Source organism: Pseudomonas sp. P1_F1_2 (genome assembly GCF_056405815.1).
On record NZ_JBFUBK010000019.1, the window covers coordinates 29,706 to 45,403 of the forward strand.

The 15,698-nt window shown below is 61.1% G+C and carries 8 protein-coding genes; 2 read left to right on the top strand and 6 right to left on the bottom strand.

What is annotated here, in order from left to right; genetic code table 11:
* The first annotated feature begins 46 nt into the window (after nucleotides 1–46).
* Both ccoG and mapR read left to right on the top strand, forming a co-directional pair.
* Nucleotides 47–1,474 (top strand): cytochrome c oxidase accessory protein CcoG, encoded by a 1,428-nt coding sequence (ccoG, locus tag AC1D2P_RS08130; RefSeq protein WP_109786493.1) that lies wholly within the window; start codon nucleotides 47–49, stop codon nucleotides 1,472–1,474.
* Between the two features lie 131 nt (nucleotides 1,475–1,605).
* The gene (gene mapR / locus AC1D2P_RS08135) at nucleotides 1,606–3,015 is read left to right on the top strand and encodes a GntR family transcriptional regulator MpaR (protein WP_046032189.1); all 1,410 of its coding nucleotides are present in this window, start codon (nucleotides 1,606–1,608) and stop codon (nucleotides 3,013–3,015) included.
* A 145-nt stretch (nucleotides 3,016–3,160) separates the two neighbouring features.
* On the opposite strand, the gene AC1D2P_RS08140 is transcribed toward mapR, so the two are convergent.
* From AC1D2P_RS08140 to AC1D2P_RS08165, 6 genes are all read right to left on the bottom strand, one after another.
* Entirely contained in the window at nucleotides 3,161–3,907 is a 747-nt protein-coding gene (locus tag AC1D2P_RS08140) for an SDR family oxidoreductase (RefSeq protein WP_477811379.1), read from the bottom strand.
* Nucleotides 3,908–4,180: 273 nt separating this feature from the next.
* On the bottom strand, nucleotides 4,181–6,262 hold the full coding sequence (locus tag AC1D2P_RS08145; RefSeq protein WP_046032187.1) for a putative bifunctional diguanylate cyclase/phosphodiesterase: 2,082 nt from the start codon (nucleotides 6,260–6,262) through the stop codon (nucleotides 4,181–4,183).
* Nucleotides 6,263–6,674: 412 nt separating this feature from the next.
* Nucleotides 6,675–8,156, bottom strand: coding sequence for an efflux transporter outer membrane subunit (locus AC1D2P_RS08150; protein WP_109786495.1), 1,482 nt, complete (start codon nucleotides 8,154–8,156; stop codon nucleotides 6,675–6,677).
* Complete coding sequence (locus tag AC1D2P_RS08155; RefSeq protein WP_046032185.1) at nucleotides 8,153–11,260, bottom strand: efflux RND transporter permease subunit; 3,108 nt, start codon at nucleotides 11,258–11,260, stop codon at nucleotides 8,153–8,155. Before AC1D2P_RS08155 ends, AC1D2P_RS08150 begins: the two co-directional genes overlap by 4 nt.
* Complete coding sequence (locus AC1D2P_RS08160) at nucleotides 11,257–14,361, bottom strand: MdtB/MuxB family multidrug efflux RND transporter permease subunit (protein WP_223525500.1); 3,105 nt, start codon at nucleotides 14,359–14,361, stop codon at nucleotides 11,257–11,259. Before AC1D2P_RS08160 ends, AC1D2P_RS08155 begins: the two co-directional genes overlap by 4 nt.
* A complete protein-coding gene (locus tag AC1D2P_RS08165; RefSeq protein WP_477758141.1) occupies nucleotides 14,358–15,674 on the bottom strand; it encodes an MdtA/MuxA family multidrug efflux RND transporter periplasmic adaptor subunit in 1,317 nt (438 codons plus the stop codon). The genes AC1D2P_RS08160 and AC1D2P_RS08165 overlap by 4 nt, the downstream gene beginning before the upstream one ends.
* Nucleotides 15,675–15,698: the final 24 nt, after the last annotated feature.

Below are 15,698 nucleotides of genomic sequence, written 5' to 3' on the forward strand. Positions count from 1 at the left end.
ACGCTCATAGTGCGCTGGCCTGATGGAGGCTGATGAGCGACAGACCATGAGCGATAGAATCCCCGTCCGATTAGTTGAAAGCGCCCCTGTACAGACTTTTGAGCCTTCGCGTCCAAAGCTGAAGGCCAAGTCCAGCGACAACTTGATCCATACCCGCAGTTTTACCGGCCTGTTCCGCACCTTGCGCCTGAGCGGTGCGGGTTTTCTGTTTTTACTGTTTTTCGGCACGGTGTGGCTGAACTGGGGCGACCGCCAGGCGGTGCTCTGGGACCTTTCCGAGAGCAAATTCCACATCTTTGGCGCGACCTTCTGGCCGCAGGATTTCATCCTGCTCTCGGCGCTGCTGATCATCGCCGCATTCGGCCTGTTTGCGATCACCGTGTTCGCGGGCCGGGTCTGGTGCGGGTACACCTGCCCGCAGAGTTCCTGGACCTGGATCTTCATGTGGTGCGAGAAGATCACGGAAGGCGAGCGCAACCAGCGAATCAAGCTGCAAGCCGCGCCATGGGGCTTGAACAAACTCTTGCGCCGCTCAGCCAAGCACACGCTGTGGCTGGCGATCAGCCTGCTCACCGGCCTGACATTTGTCGGCTACTTCACACCGATCCGGCCGCTGGCCGAAGAACTGCTGACCTGGCATATGGGCGGTGTCAGCCTGTTCTGGGTGCTGTTCTTTACCGGTGCCACTTACATCAACGCCGGTTGGTTGCGTGAAGCCGTGTGCATGCACATGTGCCCGTATGCGCGGTTCCAGAGTGTGATGTTCGACAAGGACACCCTGACCATTTCTTATGATGCTGCCCGAGGCGAAAATCGTGGCCCGCGCAAACGTGAGGTGAAACCGGCCGAAGTCGGCCTGGGTGACTGCATCGACTGTCAGTTGTGCGTGCAGGTCTGCCCGACCGGCATCGACATTCGCGATGGCTTGCAGATGGAATGCATCGGTTGCGCGGCCTGCATCGACGCCTGTGATTCGATCATGGACAAAATGGGCTACGCCCGCGGGCTGATCAGCTATACCTCGGAACATGAATTGCAGGGTGGCAAGACGCACCTGCTACGGCCACGGCTGATCGGTTACACGGCGGTGCTGCTGGTGATGATCGGCGCCCTCGCCCTCGCGCTGGTGGAGCGGCCAATGGTGTCGCTGGACGTGAGCAAGGACCGTGGACTGTTCCGCGAGAACAGCCAGGGCCAGATCGAAAACATCTACAGCCTGAAGGTCATCAACAAAACACAGCAGCGTCAGGACTATCGTTTGACCTTGGTCGAGGGTGACGGCTTTCAGTTGCAGGGCAAAACGCAGCTGAGCCTGGCGCCCGGCGAGATTGTCGATGTGCCGGTGTCGGTGGCAATGACCACGGAGCGGCCAGCCAGCAGCTCGCAGGCGATCACGTTCAGGGTTGTCGACAGTGATGAACCGGACATTTATAGCGAAGCGAAGAGCCGGTTTGTTGCGCCGATGAACCGCTGATCCCTTAGACTGCGGTGCTGCCATTCGCGGGCAAGCCCGCTCCCACAAGGACATCGCAATACCTGTGGGAGCGAGCCTGCTCGCGAAGAAGTCACCTCGGTTTTTCTGAATATCACCCATCCAGGCACCCGATGAAACGCTACGAAAAATTCGCCGACGACATCGCCGAACTGATCCGCTCCGGCGTCCTCGGTCCCGGCCAGCGCGTGCCATCCGTGCGCTACGCCAGTCAAACCTACGGCGTCAGTCCGTCCACGGTGTTCCAGGCCTATTACCTGCTCGAACGCCGAGGCCTGATCCGCGCCCGGCCGCGCTCCGGCTACTTCGTCAACGCCCACGCCCCGAGCCCGTTTTCGGAGCCGGTAATCAGCAGCCAAGTCAACGAGTCCACCGAAGTCGACGTCAGTGAACTGGTGTTCTCGGTGCTCGACTCGATCAAGGACCCTAATACCGTCGCGTTCGGCTCCGCCTTTCCCAGCCCCTCCCTGTTCCCGCTGCAACGCCTGTCGCGCTCGCTGGCCAGCGCTGCCCGGGAAATGGACCCGCGCATGGTCGTCACTGACATGTCGCCCGGCAACCCGCAATTGCGTCGACAAATCGCCCTGCGCTACATGGTCGGCGGGCTGATGCTGCCGATGGAAGAGTTGCTGATCACCAACGGCGCGCTGGAAGCTTTGAACCTGTGCCTGCAAGCGGTCACGGAACCCGGCGACCTGGTGGCTATTGAAGCGCCGGCGTTCTACGCGTGCCTGCAAATTCTGGAACGCCTGAAACTCAAGGCGGTGGAGATTCCGGTGCACCCTCGGGACGGCATCGACCTGGGTGTACTGGCCCAGACGCTGGAACGTCATCCGATCAAAGTCTGCTGGTGCATGACCAGCTTCCAGAACCCCATGGGCGCGACCATGCCCGAGGCGAAAAAGCAGGAATTGGTCGAGTTGCTGCGCCGTCATCAAGTACCGCTGATTGAAGATGATGTCTACGCCGAGCTGTATTACGGTCAGCAGGCGCCGAAACCGGCCAAGGCGTTTGATACGCAAGGGTTGGTGATGCATTGCGGCTCGTTCGCCAAAAGCCTGGCCCCCGGATACCGCATCGGTTGGGTCGCCGCCGGGCGTTACGCGCAAAAAATTGAACGCTTGAAACTCATGACCTCACTGTGCGCCTCGATGCCGGCGCAGGCAGCCATCGCCGATTACCTGCAACACGGTGGTTACGACCGGCATTTGCGTAAGTTGCGTTACGCCCTCGAAGAACAGCAAAGCGCCATGCTCGCCGCCATCGCCCGCTATTTTCCGGCACAGACCCGCGTCAGCCAACCGGCCGGCGGCTATTTCCTGTGGCTGGAATTACCGGCGCAGATGGATTCGCTGAAGTTGTTCCAGATGGCTTTGGCGCAGGGCATCAGCATCGCGCCGGGGCCGATTTTTTCGCCGACGCAGCGGTTTCGCAACTGCATCCGCTTGAATTACGGCAGCCCCTGGAATGAGGCGGCGGAGAAAGCCATGGAGACGTTGGGGCGGATTGTGCGGTCGTTCTGAACGATTGATGGTGCCGCTCGTTCCCACGCTCTGCGTGGGAATGCCGCTACGGACGCTCCGCGTTCGGCACTGGAAAGTGACGCAGAGCGTCACAGGATGCATTCCCACGCAGAGCGTGGGAACGATCAATCCCAATGGCTAAGGCTTACCGCCCACCGCCGAGATCAACAAACGTCCCGGTCGCATAAGAAGCCTTGTCCGACAACAACCAGACAATCGCCTCCGCTACTTCATCCGGGCGTCCGCCGCGCGCCATCGGAATCGCCGATTCAAGCTTGCTGACCCGGTCCGGGTCAYCGCTCAGGGCATGGAAGTCGGTGAAGATGAAGCCCGGCCGCACGGCATTGACGCGAATGCCCTCGCCCGCGACCTCCTTGGACAAGCCGATGGTAAAGCTGTCCAGCGCACCTTTGGACGCGGCGTAATCCACGTACTCGTTGGGCGAGCCCAAACGCGAGGCCACCGAAGACACGTTAACGATGCTGCCACCCTGTCCGCCGTGTTTGGGTGACATGCGCAGGACCGCGTGCTTGGCGCAAAGTATCGGTGCCAGGACGTTGGTCTTGAGGATTTTGAGAATGCGGAATTCGGACATTTCGTCGACCCGGGATTTGTGCCCGACGGTGCCGGCGTTGTTCACCAGCGCCGTAACCCGACCCAGTTCGGTGTCCACCCGGTGGAACAGCGCGATCACTTCATCTTCAATGCTGACATCTGCGCGCACCGCAATGGCTTGAGCGCCCAGTGCTCGAACTTGCTCCAGCACGCTTTGCGCGGCGGTCTCGTCAGATTGGTAGTTGATACAAACCCGATATCCCTGCCTGGCGGCCAACAGAGCAGTAGCGGCACCGATACCGCGACCGCCACCGGTGATGACGATGACTTTGTCCATGTAGGCGTTCCCCCATTCCAGCGTAAGCAATCGGAATCAAGGATAACCGTCATTGCCGGCTTTTGCATGGTCACACATCAACAGACATTACCAACACCCCGCCACGCTACCGTCCGTAGCAGCTACCGAGCCTGCGAGGCTGCGTCCGGCTGCGAAGCAGTCGTAAGACCTTCACAGCGGCCTGTTTGAAACACCACGCCGCTAGATTTCACGACAGCTGCGCTGCCGGACGCAGCCTCGCAGGCTCGGCAGCTGCTACAGACGGTGGGATCTTCAGGCCGTCGACAGTTTCTCTGCGCGCCGGATGTCCACCATGAAGCGGTCGGCCGGCTGCGGGTGCCCTAGCAGATAGCCTTGCAACGAATCACACCCCAGTTTGGTCAGGAAGTCTTGCTGCACGCCGGTTTCGACACCTTCGGCGACGATCCGCAAGCCCAGGGCCTGACCGAGTGCAACAATCGCCGAGACAATCGCCGCGTCGTCGCTGTCGTGTTCCAAGTCGCGGACAAACCCACGGTCAATCTTCAACTCATTAGCGGGCAGGCGCTTGAGGTACATCAAGCTCGAATAACCCGTCCCGAAATCATCGATGGACAGATCGACGCCCATGGTCGAGAGCTCCTGCAACACCGTCATGCTGGCGTCCGCATCGCTCATGGCGGTGGTTTCGGTGATTTCCAGGGTCAGGCTATTGGCCGGCAGCCGGTGCGTGCTCAGGGCCTTGGCCACACTTTGAACCAGGCCTGCATGGCAGAACTGCAACGCCGAGAGGTTCACCGCGATCCGCCAGTCGGTGTAACCCTGCACATACCATTCGCGCATCTGACGGCAGGCTTCGTTGAGCACCCACTCGCCAAGCGGAATGATCAGCCCGGTCTTTTCCGCCAGATCAATAAAAGTGTCCGGCAGCATCATGCCCCGTGTCGGGTGTTCCCACCGCAGCAGCGCTTCGGCGCCCACCGGCCGGCCGTTGCTGGCGTCGAACTTGGGCTGGTAATAGAGGCTGAACTGTTCCTGATCGAGCGCATTGCGCAGGTCTTGCAACAATTGAAGCTGTTTGCGCGCGTTGCTGTTCATCGACGCGTCGAAGAAGCTGTAGCCGTTTTTACCGGCGCCCTTGGCGTGGTACATCGCCGCGTCGGCGTTCATCAGCAAATCCTGGGCGTTCTGGCCGTTACCCGGGTATAGCGCGATGCCGACGCTGGCGGAAATCTGCAAGTCATGTTCAGCCACCCGGAACGAGCGCGCGATCAACCCCACCTGACGCGCCGCCAGGCCGAGCGCGTCATCCGGCTCGGCGAGCCGCACCAGCAGCACAAATTCATCGCCGCCGATGCGCGCCAACGTGTCCTGGCTACGCAAATCTTCACGCAGGCGCAACCCGACTTCGCGCAACAACTGATCGCCCATGTGGTGGCCAAAGGCATCGTTGACCGGTTTGAAACCATCCAGGTCGATGAACATCAGCGCAAAACAGCCACCCTGCTCCTTGACCTTGGACATGGCCTGCTCGATGCGATCAGCCAGCAAGACGCGATTGGGCAAACCGGTCAGGGGGTCGTGCAAGGCCAGTTGGGTCAGTTCGCGGTTAGCCTCGGTCAGTGAGCGCGCCAGGTCAGCGGTGCGTGCTTCCAGTCGCGCATCGAGCACTGACGTCAGCAAAGCGATGCTCAACACCGCCAGCGTGGTGATCAGCACCAGATTGTCCAGGCCCTTGCCATTCAAGCCGCTGGCAGCAGCGCCACAGAAACTGCCCTCAGGAAAGCGCGCTGCCGCCATGCCGGTGTAGTGCATGCCGACGATGGCGATGCCCATGACCACCGCCGCGCCGCCACGGAACAGACCCACATACGGCGTGTGCTGTCGCAGCCGGAAGGCGATCCAGAGAGCCACGCCCGAGGCGCCAACGGCGATCAGCAGCGAGGTGCCAAACAGCGTCGGGTCGTAATCGATGCCCGGTTGCATGCGCATGGCGGCCATGCCGGTGTAGTGCATCGCACTGATCCCGGCACCCATCACCAACGCGCCGAACGCCAGTTGCCAGGCCGGCAACCGTGGCTGGCTGACCAGCCACAGGGCAAATCCGCAAGAAAGGATCGCGGTCAGCAGCGACAGCAATGTGATGGTGAAGTCGTAGCCCAGGTCGATCGGCAAATTGAACGCGAGCATGCCGATGAAGTGCATCGACCACACCCCGATGCCCATGGCGAAGGCTCCGCCCGCCGTCCACAAATGCACCGCCCGGCCTCTGGCCGTAGCGATACGCCCGGTCAGGTCGAGCGCGGTATAGGACGCGAGAATCGCTACACAGAGCGAAATGATAACCAGCGTGGGGGAATAGCTACCGATCAGCATGAGACTTCTCGCGAGCGCCCGGCGTAGAGGGTTTTTACTCTGGGGGCAAATGCCGGCGATTGTACTGATTGCGTAAAAGAACGCACTTACAAAATAACCAAATAGCCATCAACCCGATGAAACGCTTGTTTGATGCCCGCAAGGCTGCATTAGCTTGTAGCAGCTGCCGAGCAGCGCGAGGCTGCGTTAGCTTGTAGCAGCTGCCGAGCAGCGCGAGGCTGCGTTCGGCTGCGAAGCAGTCGTAAATCCACCGCACGCGGTTTTCCTGAAACACCGCGTCGCCTGGTTTCACGACTGCTTCGCAGCCGAACGCAGCCTCGCGCTGCTCGACAGCTGCTACAAGCTAACGCTGCCTCGCGCTGCTCGACAGCTGCTACGAGCAAACGCGGGCTCGGCAGCGACTACAGGGKGACTACTGGTTTTCGCTGACCTGCAACGCCCCGTCCCAACCGCCACCCAGCGCGGCAATCAATTGCACGCTGGCAATCAACCGGCTCTGCAATAAATCCAGCACGTTGCGCTCGTTACTCAGTGCCGTGGCTTGAACCACCACCACATCCAGATAAGCAATCAAACCGGCCTTGTACTGATTCTGGGTCAGGCGCAACGAGATACGCGCCGCCTCCAGCGCTTCCTGGCGCACGCCGGCTTCCTGCTCCAGCACCTTGAGCTGCACCAGGTAGTTTTCCACTTCACGGAAGCCATCGAGCACGGTCTGGCGGTACTTGGCCACCGTCTCGTCGTAGGCGGCTTCGCTGCGATCGACTTCGGCCGAACGCTGGCCGCCATCAAACAAGGTCATTGCCAACTGCGGTCCGACCGACCAGAAGCGATTGGGTACGCTGATCCAGTTGGAATAGGTGCTGCTGCTATACCCGCCGTTCATGCTCAAGGTGAAATCCGGGTAATAGGCAGCCTTGGCCACGCCGATGTTGGCGTTGGCCGCCATCACTGAACGCTCGGCGGAAGCGATGTCCGGGCGACGTTCAAGCAATTGCGAAGGCAGGCCCACCGGCACTTCGGGCAAGGTCGGGATGGTGGTGGTTTCCGCCAGACTAAACTCGGCCGGGGGCAGCCCGATCAATACGGCGATAGCGTTCTCGAACTGGGCGCGCTGCCAGATCAGGTCAACCATGTCTGCCTGCGTGCTTTTGAGTTGAGTCTGCGCCTGCGCCACCGCGTCTCGCCCGGACACACCGGCGCGGTATTGGTTTTCGGTCATTGTCAGCGAACGCTGATAAGCCTCGACTGTCGCTTCAAGCAAGCGCTTCTGTTCATCGATCACGCGCAATTGCAGGTAGTTCTGCACCAGCTCCGACTGCTGACTCAGACGCATGGCAGCCAGGTCGGCATAGCTTGCCTGGGCGTTGGCGGTGTCGGCTTCAAGGCCTCGGCGTAATTTGCCCCACACGTCCGCTTCCCAACTGACACCGGCCTGGGCGGTGTAGGTGTCACGAATACCGCTGGAGGAACTGGTCAGGCTCGAATTGCTGCTGCCGGTGCCCTGGCTGGAGCGGTTTTTACCGACGGTCAAATCAACCGTCGGAAAAAACGCCCCGCGGGCACTGCGCACCAAGGCTTGTGCCTGGCGGTATTGTGCCTCGGACTGGGCCACGGTCTGGTTGGAGCTGTTGAGTTTTTCGATCAGGCCATTGAGCTGCTGATCGCCATACAACTCCCACCAGGCACCGCGTGCCAGGGAATCGCTGGGGCTGGCCTGACGCCACCCCGCCGCTTCCTTGTACTGCACCGGCGCGGCCGCTTGCGGGCGCTGATAATCCGGGCCCACGGCACATGCGCTGAGCATTGCCGCGCACAGCGCCAGGCTCAGCAAACGCGAGCCTCGGGCAGCGGCCAGCGGGGCGGCCAGATGGATAAGCGAACGGTCAGTCATAGCGGAGTTTCCAAAGCAGCATCGGTACGTACCCCACGCCATTTATTGAAGCGATGGCGCAGTTTGTCGAGATAGAGGTAAACCACTGGCGTGGTGTAAAGGGTCAGCACCTGGCTGAAAATCAGCCCGCCGATGATGGTCAGGCCCAGTGGCTGGCGCATTTCCGCACCTTCGGCACGGCTCAGCAGCAACGGCACGGCACCGAGGATCGCCGCCAGCGTGGTCATCAGGATCGGTCGCAGGCGTTGCAGGCAAGCACTGCGAATCGACTCCAGCGGTGCCAGGCCTTGATGGCGTTCAAGTTGCAGCGCGAGGTCGATCATCAGGATGGCGTTTTTCTTCACCACGCCAATCAGCAGGAACAGGCCCAGCAGCGAAATCAAACTGAACTCGCCGCCCAGCGCGTAGATCGAGAGCAATGCACCGACCCCGGCCGACGGCAAGGTCGACAGAATCGTCAGCGGATGAATGTAGCTTTCATACAGCACACCCAACACCAGATAGACCGCCAACAGCGCGCCGAGAATCATCCACGGCTGGCTCTTCTGGGTCGCGGCGAACGCATCGGCGGTGCCCGCCATTTTCGCGATCACGTCTTCGGGAAGTCCGAGCGTGGCAATCGCCCTTTCGATGGCTGCGGCGCCCTGCTCTACCGTCACGCCTTCGGCCATGTCGAACGACAGGCTTTCGGAGGCAAACTGGCCTTCGTGGCTGACCCGGTCGTTTTCCAGGCTTCTTTCGTAATGGGCGATGGTCGACAACGGAATCCGTGCGCCATCGGCTGTAATCACCTGCACCTGTTTGAGGGTGATCGGGTCCTGTGCGTATTTCGGATTGACCTCCATCACCACCTGATATTGGTTGAGGCTGTCGTAAATCGTTGAGATTTGCCGCTGGCTATAGGCGTTGTTAAGCACCGAGGTGACCATGTCCATGTCGACGCCCAGGCGCTTGGCCTGATCGCGATCGACAATCAGCGTGACTTGTTGCGCACCACGACCTTCCCGAGCGTCAATCGCCGTCAACTCCGGCAGCGCCTTGAGCGCGGTGACGACTTTTGGATACCACTCGCGTAACGCGCCCAGATCACCGCTTTGCAGGATGTAGGAATACTGCGACGACGTCTGTTCGCGACCGCCGCCAAATTGCAGGTCCTGGTCCGCCATCAGCATCAACTGTGCGCCAGGGACCTTGGGCATTTCCTTGCGCAGGCGCTCGATGACTTTTTGCGCGGAAATGTTGCGTTCCTTGATCGGTTTCAGGCGCACCAGCATGAACGCGTTATTGGTGCCGTTGCTGCCGCCAATGAACCCGGCGACGCTTTCCACCGCGTCGTCCTTGAGCACGGCGCGGCGGAAGGTTTCCATTTTCGGCTGCATCACGCTGAACGACAGACCGTCGTCACCGCGCACGAAACCGATGAGCTGACCGGTATCCTGCTGCGGCAAAAACGTCTTGGGCACCACCACGTACAACGCGATATTCACTCCGATCGTCACAAACAGGCTGAGCAAGGTCAATCGGCGGTGGCGCAATACCCAGTCCAGGCTCGTCGCGTATTTGCCGACCATCCATTCGTTGGCGCGCTGGCTCCAGCGCTGCAAACGGTTTTCCTGGCCCGGCGTATGCGGCTTCAGCCAGCGGGCGCAGAGCATCGGCGTCAGCGTCAGCGAAACCACCAGCGACACGACGATGGACGCTGCCAGGGTGATGGAAAACTCACGGAACAGGCTTTCAATGATGCCGCCCATGAACAGGATCGACAGGAACACCGCGACCAATGAAACGTTCATCGACAGCAAGGTAAAGCCGACTTCCTGGGCGCCCAGGTACGCGGCCTTCATCGGTGGCACGCCTTCGTCGATGTGCCGGGAGATGTTCTCCAGTACAACGATGGCGTCGTCGACCACCAGACCGGTGGCCAGGATCAGCGCCATCAGCGACAGGTTATTCAGCGAGAAGCCATAGAGGTACATCACCGCAAAGGTGCCCACCAGCGACACCGGGACCGCCAGTGTCGGAATCAGCGAGGCACGGAAGTTACCGAGGAACAGGAAGACCACCAGAATCACCAGCGTCACCGCGATCAGCAGGGTCATTTCCGCTTCGTGCAGGGTCGCCTTGATCACCGGCGAACGGTCCATCGCCAGGTTCAGCTTGACACTGGCCGGCAGCACCGCCTGCAACGCCGGCAGCTGCGCCTTGATCTCGTTGACCGTCTCGATGATGTTGGCGCCCGCCTGACGGTTGATCACCAGCAACACCGCCGCGTCGTCGTTGAAGAAGCCGCTGTTGTAGCGGTCCTCGACGCCATCGCTGACCTTGGCCACATCCTTCAGACGCAAGGCTGCACCGCCGTTGTAGTGGATGATGAGCGACTCGTAATCCTTGGCTTTTTCCAGCTGATCGTTGGCCTGCACTTGCCACAACCGCTCGCCGTCTTCGACCGAGCCCTTGGGCCGACGCACGTTGGCATTGGCGATGGTGTTGCGCACATCATCCAGCGCCACGCCGTACTGATTGAGCGCCTGCGGCTCGAGTTCGATACGCACCGCCGGCAACGAACTGCCGCCGATCTGCACTTCGCCCACGCCCTGCACTTGTGACAGGCTCTGGGACAGGATCGTCGAGGCCAGATCGTAGAGTTGGCCCTTTTCCAGCACGTCCGACGTCAGCGACAACACCATGATCGGTGCCTGGGACGGGTTGACCTTTTTGTAGGTCGGCATGCTGCGCATCCCGCTCGGCAGCAGGTTACGCGAGGCGTTGATCGCGGCTTGCACTTCCCGGGCCGCACCGTTGATGTCGCGGTCGAGGTCAAATTGCAGGATCACCCGGGTCGAGCCCTGACTGGAGCGGCTGCTCATGGTATTGACCCCGGCGATGGTGCCAAAGGACCGCTCCAGCGGCGTAGCCACGGTCGAGGCCATGACCTCGGGACTCGCGCCGGGCAGACTGGCCTGCACCACGATTACCGGGAAATCCATCTGAGGCAGCGGTGACACCGGCAACAGGCCGAAACTCACGCCGCCCAGCAACATGATCGCCAGGCTCAGCAACATCGTCGCGACCGGGCGCTTGATGAAAGGTCCGGACAGGTTCATGGCTGCTCTACCGCTTCCACGGCTTCAGACTTACGGCCCCAGCGCCGACCGAGGCGATCGAAGTACAAGTAGATGACGGGCGTGGTGAACAAGGTCAGCACCTGACTCAGCAGCAAACCACCGACCATCACCAACCCCAGCGGTTGACGTAATTCCGCGCCGGAACCAGTGGCCAGCATCAGCGGCACGGCGCCGAACAACGCCGCCAGGGTGGTCATCAGAATGGGCCGAAAACGAAGCAACGCGGCTTGATAGATCGCGGTTTCCGGGTCGATGCCCTGATTGCGCTCTGCATCGAGGGCGAAGTCGATCATCATGATCGCGTTTTTCTTCACGATGCCGATCAGCAAAATGATGCCGATGATCGCGATCATGCCCAGGTCATTGCCGCTCAGGATCAAGGCCAGCAACGCGCCGACCGCCGCCGAAGGCAAGGTCGAGAGAATGGTGATCGGGTGGATGTAGCTCTCGTACAACACGCCGAGCACGATGTACATGGTCACCACCGCCGCCAGAATCAGCAGCAAGGTGCTCGACAGCGAGGCCTGGAACGCCTCGGCCGCGCCCTGGAACTGCGTCTGCACGCCAATCGGCATGCCGATGTCTTTCTGCACCTGGTCGATGATCTCGACGGCATGCCCCAGCGCCACGCCCGGTGCCAGGTTGAACGACATCATCACCGCCGGGAACTGGCCGATGTGGGTGATTGCCAGTTGCGCCTGACGCTCTTCGATGTGCGCGAGGCTGGACAGGCGGACTTGCCCGCCGTCGGTAGTTTTCACGTGAATCTGATTCAGCGCATCCGGGCCGATCTTCTCCCCGGACTGCGATTGCAGCACCACGCGGTACTGGCTGGCCTGGGTGTAGATGGTCGAAATCTGCCGCTGGCCAAAAGCGTCGTACAGCGCATCGGTGATGTTCGACACCGACACCCCGACCCGCGAAGCGGCATCACGGTCGATCACCAGATAGACCTGCAAACCCTTGTCCTGCAAGTCGCTGGCAACGTCGGTCAGCTCGGGTCGTTGGGCCAGCGCTTCGACGAGGCGCCCGCTCCACCGGCTCAGCAGCTCTGCATCTGGCGATGACATGCTGAACTGGTATTGGGTGCGGCTGACGCGGTCTTCGATGGTCAAGTCCTGCACCGGCTGCATGAACAGGCGAATGCCTACCAGCTTGTTCACTTCAGGTTGCAGGCGTGCAATCACCTCGGTTGCGCCCACGTCACGATTGCTGTGGGACTTGAGGTTGATCAGCAGGCGACCGCTGTTCAGCGTCGAGTTGTCACCGTCCACACCAATGTAGGACGACAGGCTTTCAACCGCCGGGTCGGCAAGGATCACCTTGGCCAGCGCTTGCTGACGGTCACTCATGGCCGCGAAGGAAATCGACTGCGGCGCCTCGGAAATCCCCTGGATCACCCCGGTGTCCTGCACCGGGAAGAAGCCTTTTGGCACCACCATGTAAAGGAATACGGTCAACGCCAGGGTGCCGACGGCCACCATCAACGTCAGTGGCTGGTGCTTGAGCACCCACTGCAATTTGCGCCCGTAAGCGGCGATCATCCAGTCAATCGCCGCGCCGCTGGCCCGGTAGAAACGGCCCTGCTCTTCTTCCTTGGGTTCACGCTTGAGCAAACGCGCGCACATCATTGGCGTCAGGGTCAGGGACACCACCAGCGAAATCAGGATCGCCACCGCCAGGGTGATCGCAAACTCCCGGAACAGGCGCCCCACCACGTCAGCCATGAACAGCAGCGGAATCAGTACCGCGATCAGCGACAGCGTCAGGGAAATCAGGGTGAAACCGATTTGCTTCGCGCCCTTGAGCGCTGCATTCAGCGGGCTGTCGCCCTCTTCTATAAACCGGGAAATGTTCTCCAGCATCACGATCGCATCGTCCACCACAAAACCGGTGGCGATGGTYAGTGCCATCAGGGTCAGGTTATTCACCGAGAAACCGGCGAGGTACATCACGCCGAACGTGCCGATCAACGACAGCGGCACGGCAATCGAAGGAATGATCGTGGCACTGGCGCGGCGCAGAAACAGGAAAGTAACCATCACCACCAATGCGATGGCGATCAGCAATTCATGCTGCACGTCCTTGACCGAGGCGCGAATGGTTTGGGTGCGGTCGGTCAGTACCGTGACGTCGAGGCCGGCCGGCAGGTTGTCGGTGATGCTTGGCAGCAAAGCCTTGATCCGGTCGACCACTTCAATGACGTTGGCACCGGGCTGGCGCTGAATGTTGAGCAGCACGGCCTGGTTTTCATTGGCCCACGCCGCCAGGCGTTCGTTTTCGGCGCCGTCGACGATTTCCGCGACATCCTTGAGTCGCAACGGCGCACCGTTGGCGTAGGCCAGAATGAGGTTGGCGTAATCCTTGGGCGAAGTCAGTTGATCGTTGGCATCGAGCATCGACACCCGGGTCGGGCCGTCGAAGTTGCCTTTGGGTTGGTTGACGTTGGAGGCGCCGATCAGCGTGCGCACATCCGACAAGTTCAGACCGTTGGCCGCCAGGGCCTCGGGGTTGACCTTGATCCGCACCGCCTGGCGCTGGCCCCCGGCAATGCTGACCATGCCGACGCCGCTGATCTGGGCGATTTTCTGCGCCATGCGCGTGTCAACCAGGTCATTGAGCTTGGGCAACAACATGGTTTTGGAGGTAATGGCCAGGGTCAGCACCGGGGTGTCCGCCGGGTTGACCTTGTTGTACACCGGCGGTGCCGGCAGGTCCTTGGGCAGCAAATTGGTGGCGGCGTTGATCGCGGCTTGCACCTGCTGTTCGGCGACGTCCATGTTGATGTCGAGACTGAAGCGCAGCGTCAGCACCGAGGCACCGCCCGAACTGGTCGAAGCCATCTGGGTCAGGCCGGGCATTTGCCCGAACTGGCGCTCCAGTGGCGCCGTGACCGCGCTGGTCATGACATCGGGGCTGGCACCGGGATAGAGCGTCATGACGCGAATCGTCGGGTAGTCGACTTGTGGCAACGCCGACACCGGCAGCAACCGATAGGCAATCAAACCGGCCAGCACAATGGCCAGCATGCTCAGGGTCGTGGCGACCGGGCGAAGGATGAACAGCCGCGAGATGTTCATGCGCCGCCCTTTTTCGCCTTGTCGGCGGCTGCCGGCTCAGTCATGTCCGCCGCCGATTTGCCTTGCAGGTGTTCGGTCGGGGTGGCCGGCACTTCCTGGGGGTTATTGACCACTTCGACTTCGCTGCCTTCCTTCAAGCGGTCGGTGCCTTCAAGCACTACGCGATCCCCGGGGGCCAGGCCTTCGGTGACCACGGTATTGAGCCCGTCGCTGGCGCCGACTTTCAACGCGCGAATGGTGACTTTTTTGTCGCCGTCCAGGGCATAGACGAAGGTGCCGTTGGTGCCGAACTGAATCGCCGCCGACGGCGCGAGCACCACCCCTTTGAGGGTGTCGGCCAGCAAGTGGACGTTGACGAACTGATTGGGGAACAGCGCTTGATCGCGGTTCTCGTAGCGTGCCTTGAACTTCAGCGTACCGGTGGTGACGTCGATCTGGTTGTCCAGGCTTTGCAGCACACCGGTGGCCTGCAATTGGGTGTCGCCACGATCCCAGGCTTCGGCGGCCAGTTTGGCCCCGGTGCGATAGCGTGCCAGTACAACGTCGAGGCTGTTTTCCGGCAAGGTGAAAGCGACGCTGATCGGCTGGGTCTGGGTGATGATCGCCAGCGCCGTGGTGTCGTTGGCGGCGACGAGGTTGCCGACGTCCAGCTGACGCAGGCCTACACGCCCGGTAATCGGTGCGCGGATCTTGGTGAATTCGAGATTGAGTTTGGCGTCGTTGACCGCCGCCTGGTTGGTCTTGACGGTGCCTTGGTACTGACCGACGAGGGCCTCGGCGGTGTCCAGGGTTTGCTTGGCGATACTGTCTTCACGGTACAGGCCGCGATAACGCTCGACATCGACCTGGGCGTTCTTCAATTGCGCCTGGTTTTGCAGCAACGTGCCTTCAGCCTGGAGCAAGGCGTTCTGGTACGGGCGTGGGTCGATTTCTGCCAGCAGGTCACCGGCCTTGACCATCTGCCCTTCTTCGAAGGAAATCTTGATCAGCTCCCCGCCCACACGGCTGCGCACATTGATGGTGTTGAGTGCAGTGACAGTGCCGAGCGCTTTGTAGTACAGCGGGAAATCACCCTTGACCGCAGGGGCCACACGCACGGGCACCGGGCCGGTCGCCCCGCCGAAGCCCGGGCGCATGCCACCGGACTTGCCGGTATGGCCGGCCACGGCTTTCTGCCCTGTGCCCTCCTTGTGAGTCGCACTGGTGGGCCAGAATTTCCAGCACACGCCTGCGATGACCAACAGGACAAGCAGGCCGAACAGCCAGCGACGAGGACTACGGGAAGCGGAGGATTGCATTGAATGATCAACCATTGGGCGCGTGGGCTTCTTCTACAT

Excerpts from the sequence above, each read along its gene's own strand:
- ccoG (WP_109786493.1), top strand. The coding sequence starts at position 47 with ATGAGCGATAGAATCCCCGTCCGATTAGTTGAAAGCGCCCCTGTACAG.
- mapR (WP_046032189.1), top strand. The coding sequence starts at position 1,606 with ATGAAACGCTACGAAAAATTCGCCGACGACATCGCCGAACTGATCCGC.
- AC1D2P_RS08145 (WP_046032187.1), bottom strand. The coding sequence starts at position 6,262 with ATGCTGATCGGTAGCTATTCCCCCACGCTGGTTATCATTTCGCTCTGT.
- AC1D2P_RS08150 (WP_109786495.1), bottom strand. The coding sequence starts at position 8,156 with ATGACTGACCGTTCGCTTATCCATCTGGCCGCCCCGCTGGCCGCTGCC.
- AC1D2P_RS08155 (WP_046032185.1), bottom strand. The coding sequence starts at position 11,260 with ATGAACCTGTCCGGACCTTTCATCAAGCGCCCGGTCGCGACGATGTTG.
- AC1D2P_RS08165 (WP_477758141.1), bottom strand. The coding sequence starts at position 15,674 with ATGGTTGATCATTCAATGCAATCCTCCGCTTCCCGTAGTCCTCGTCGC.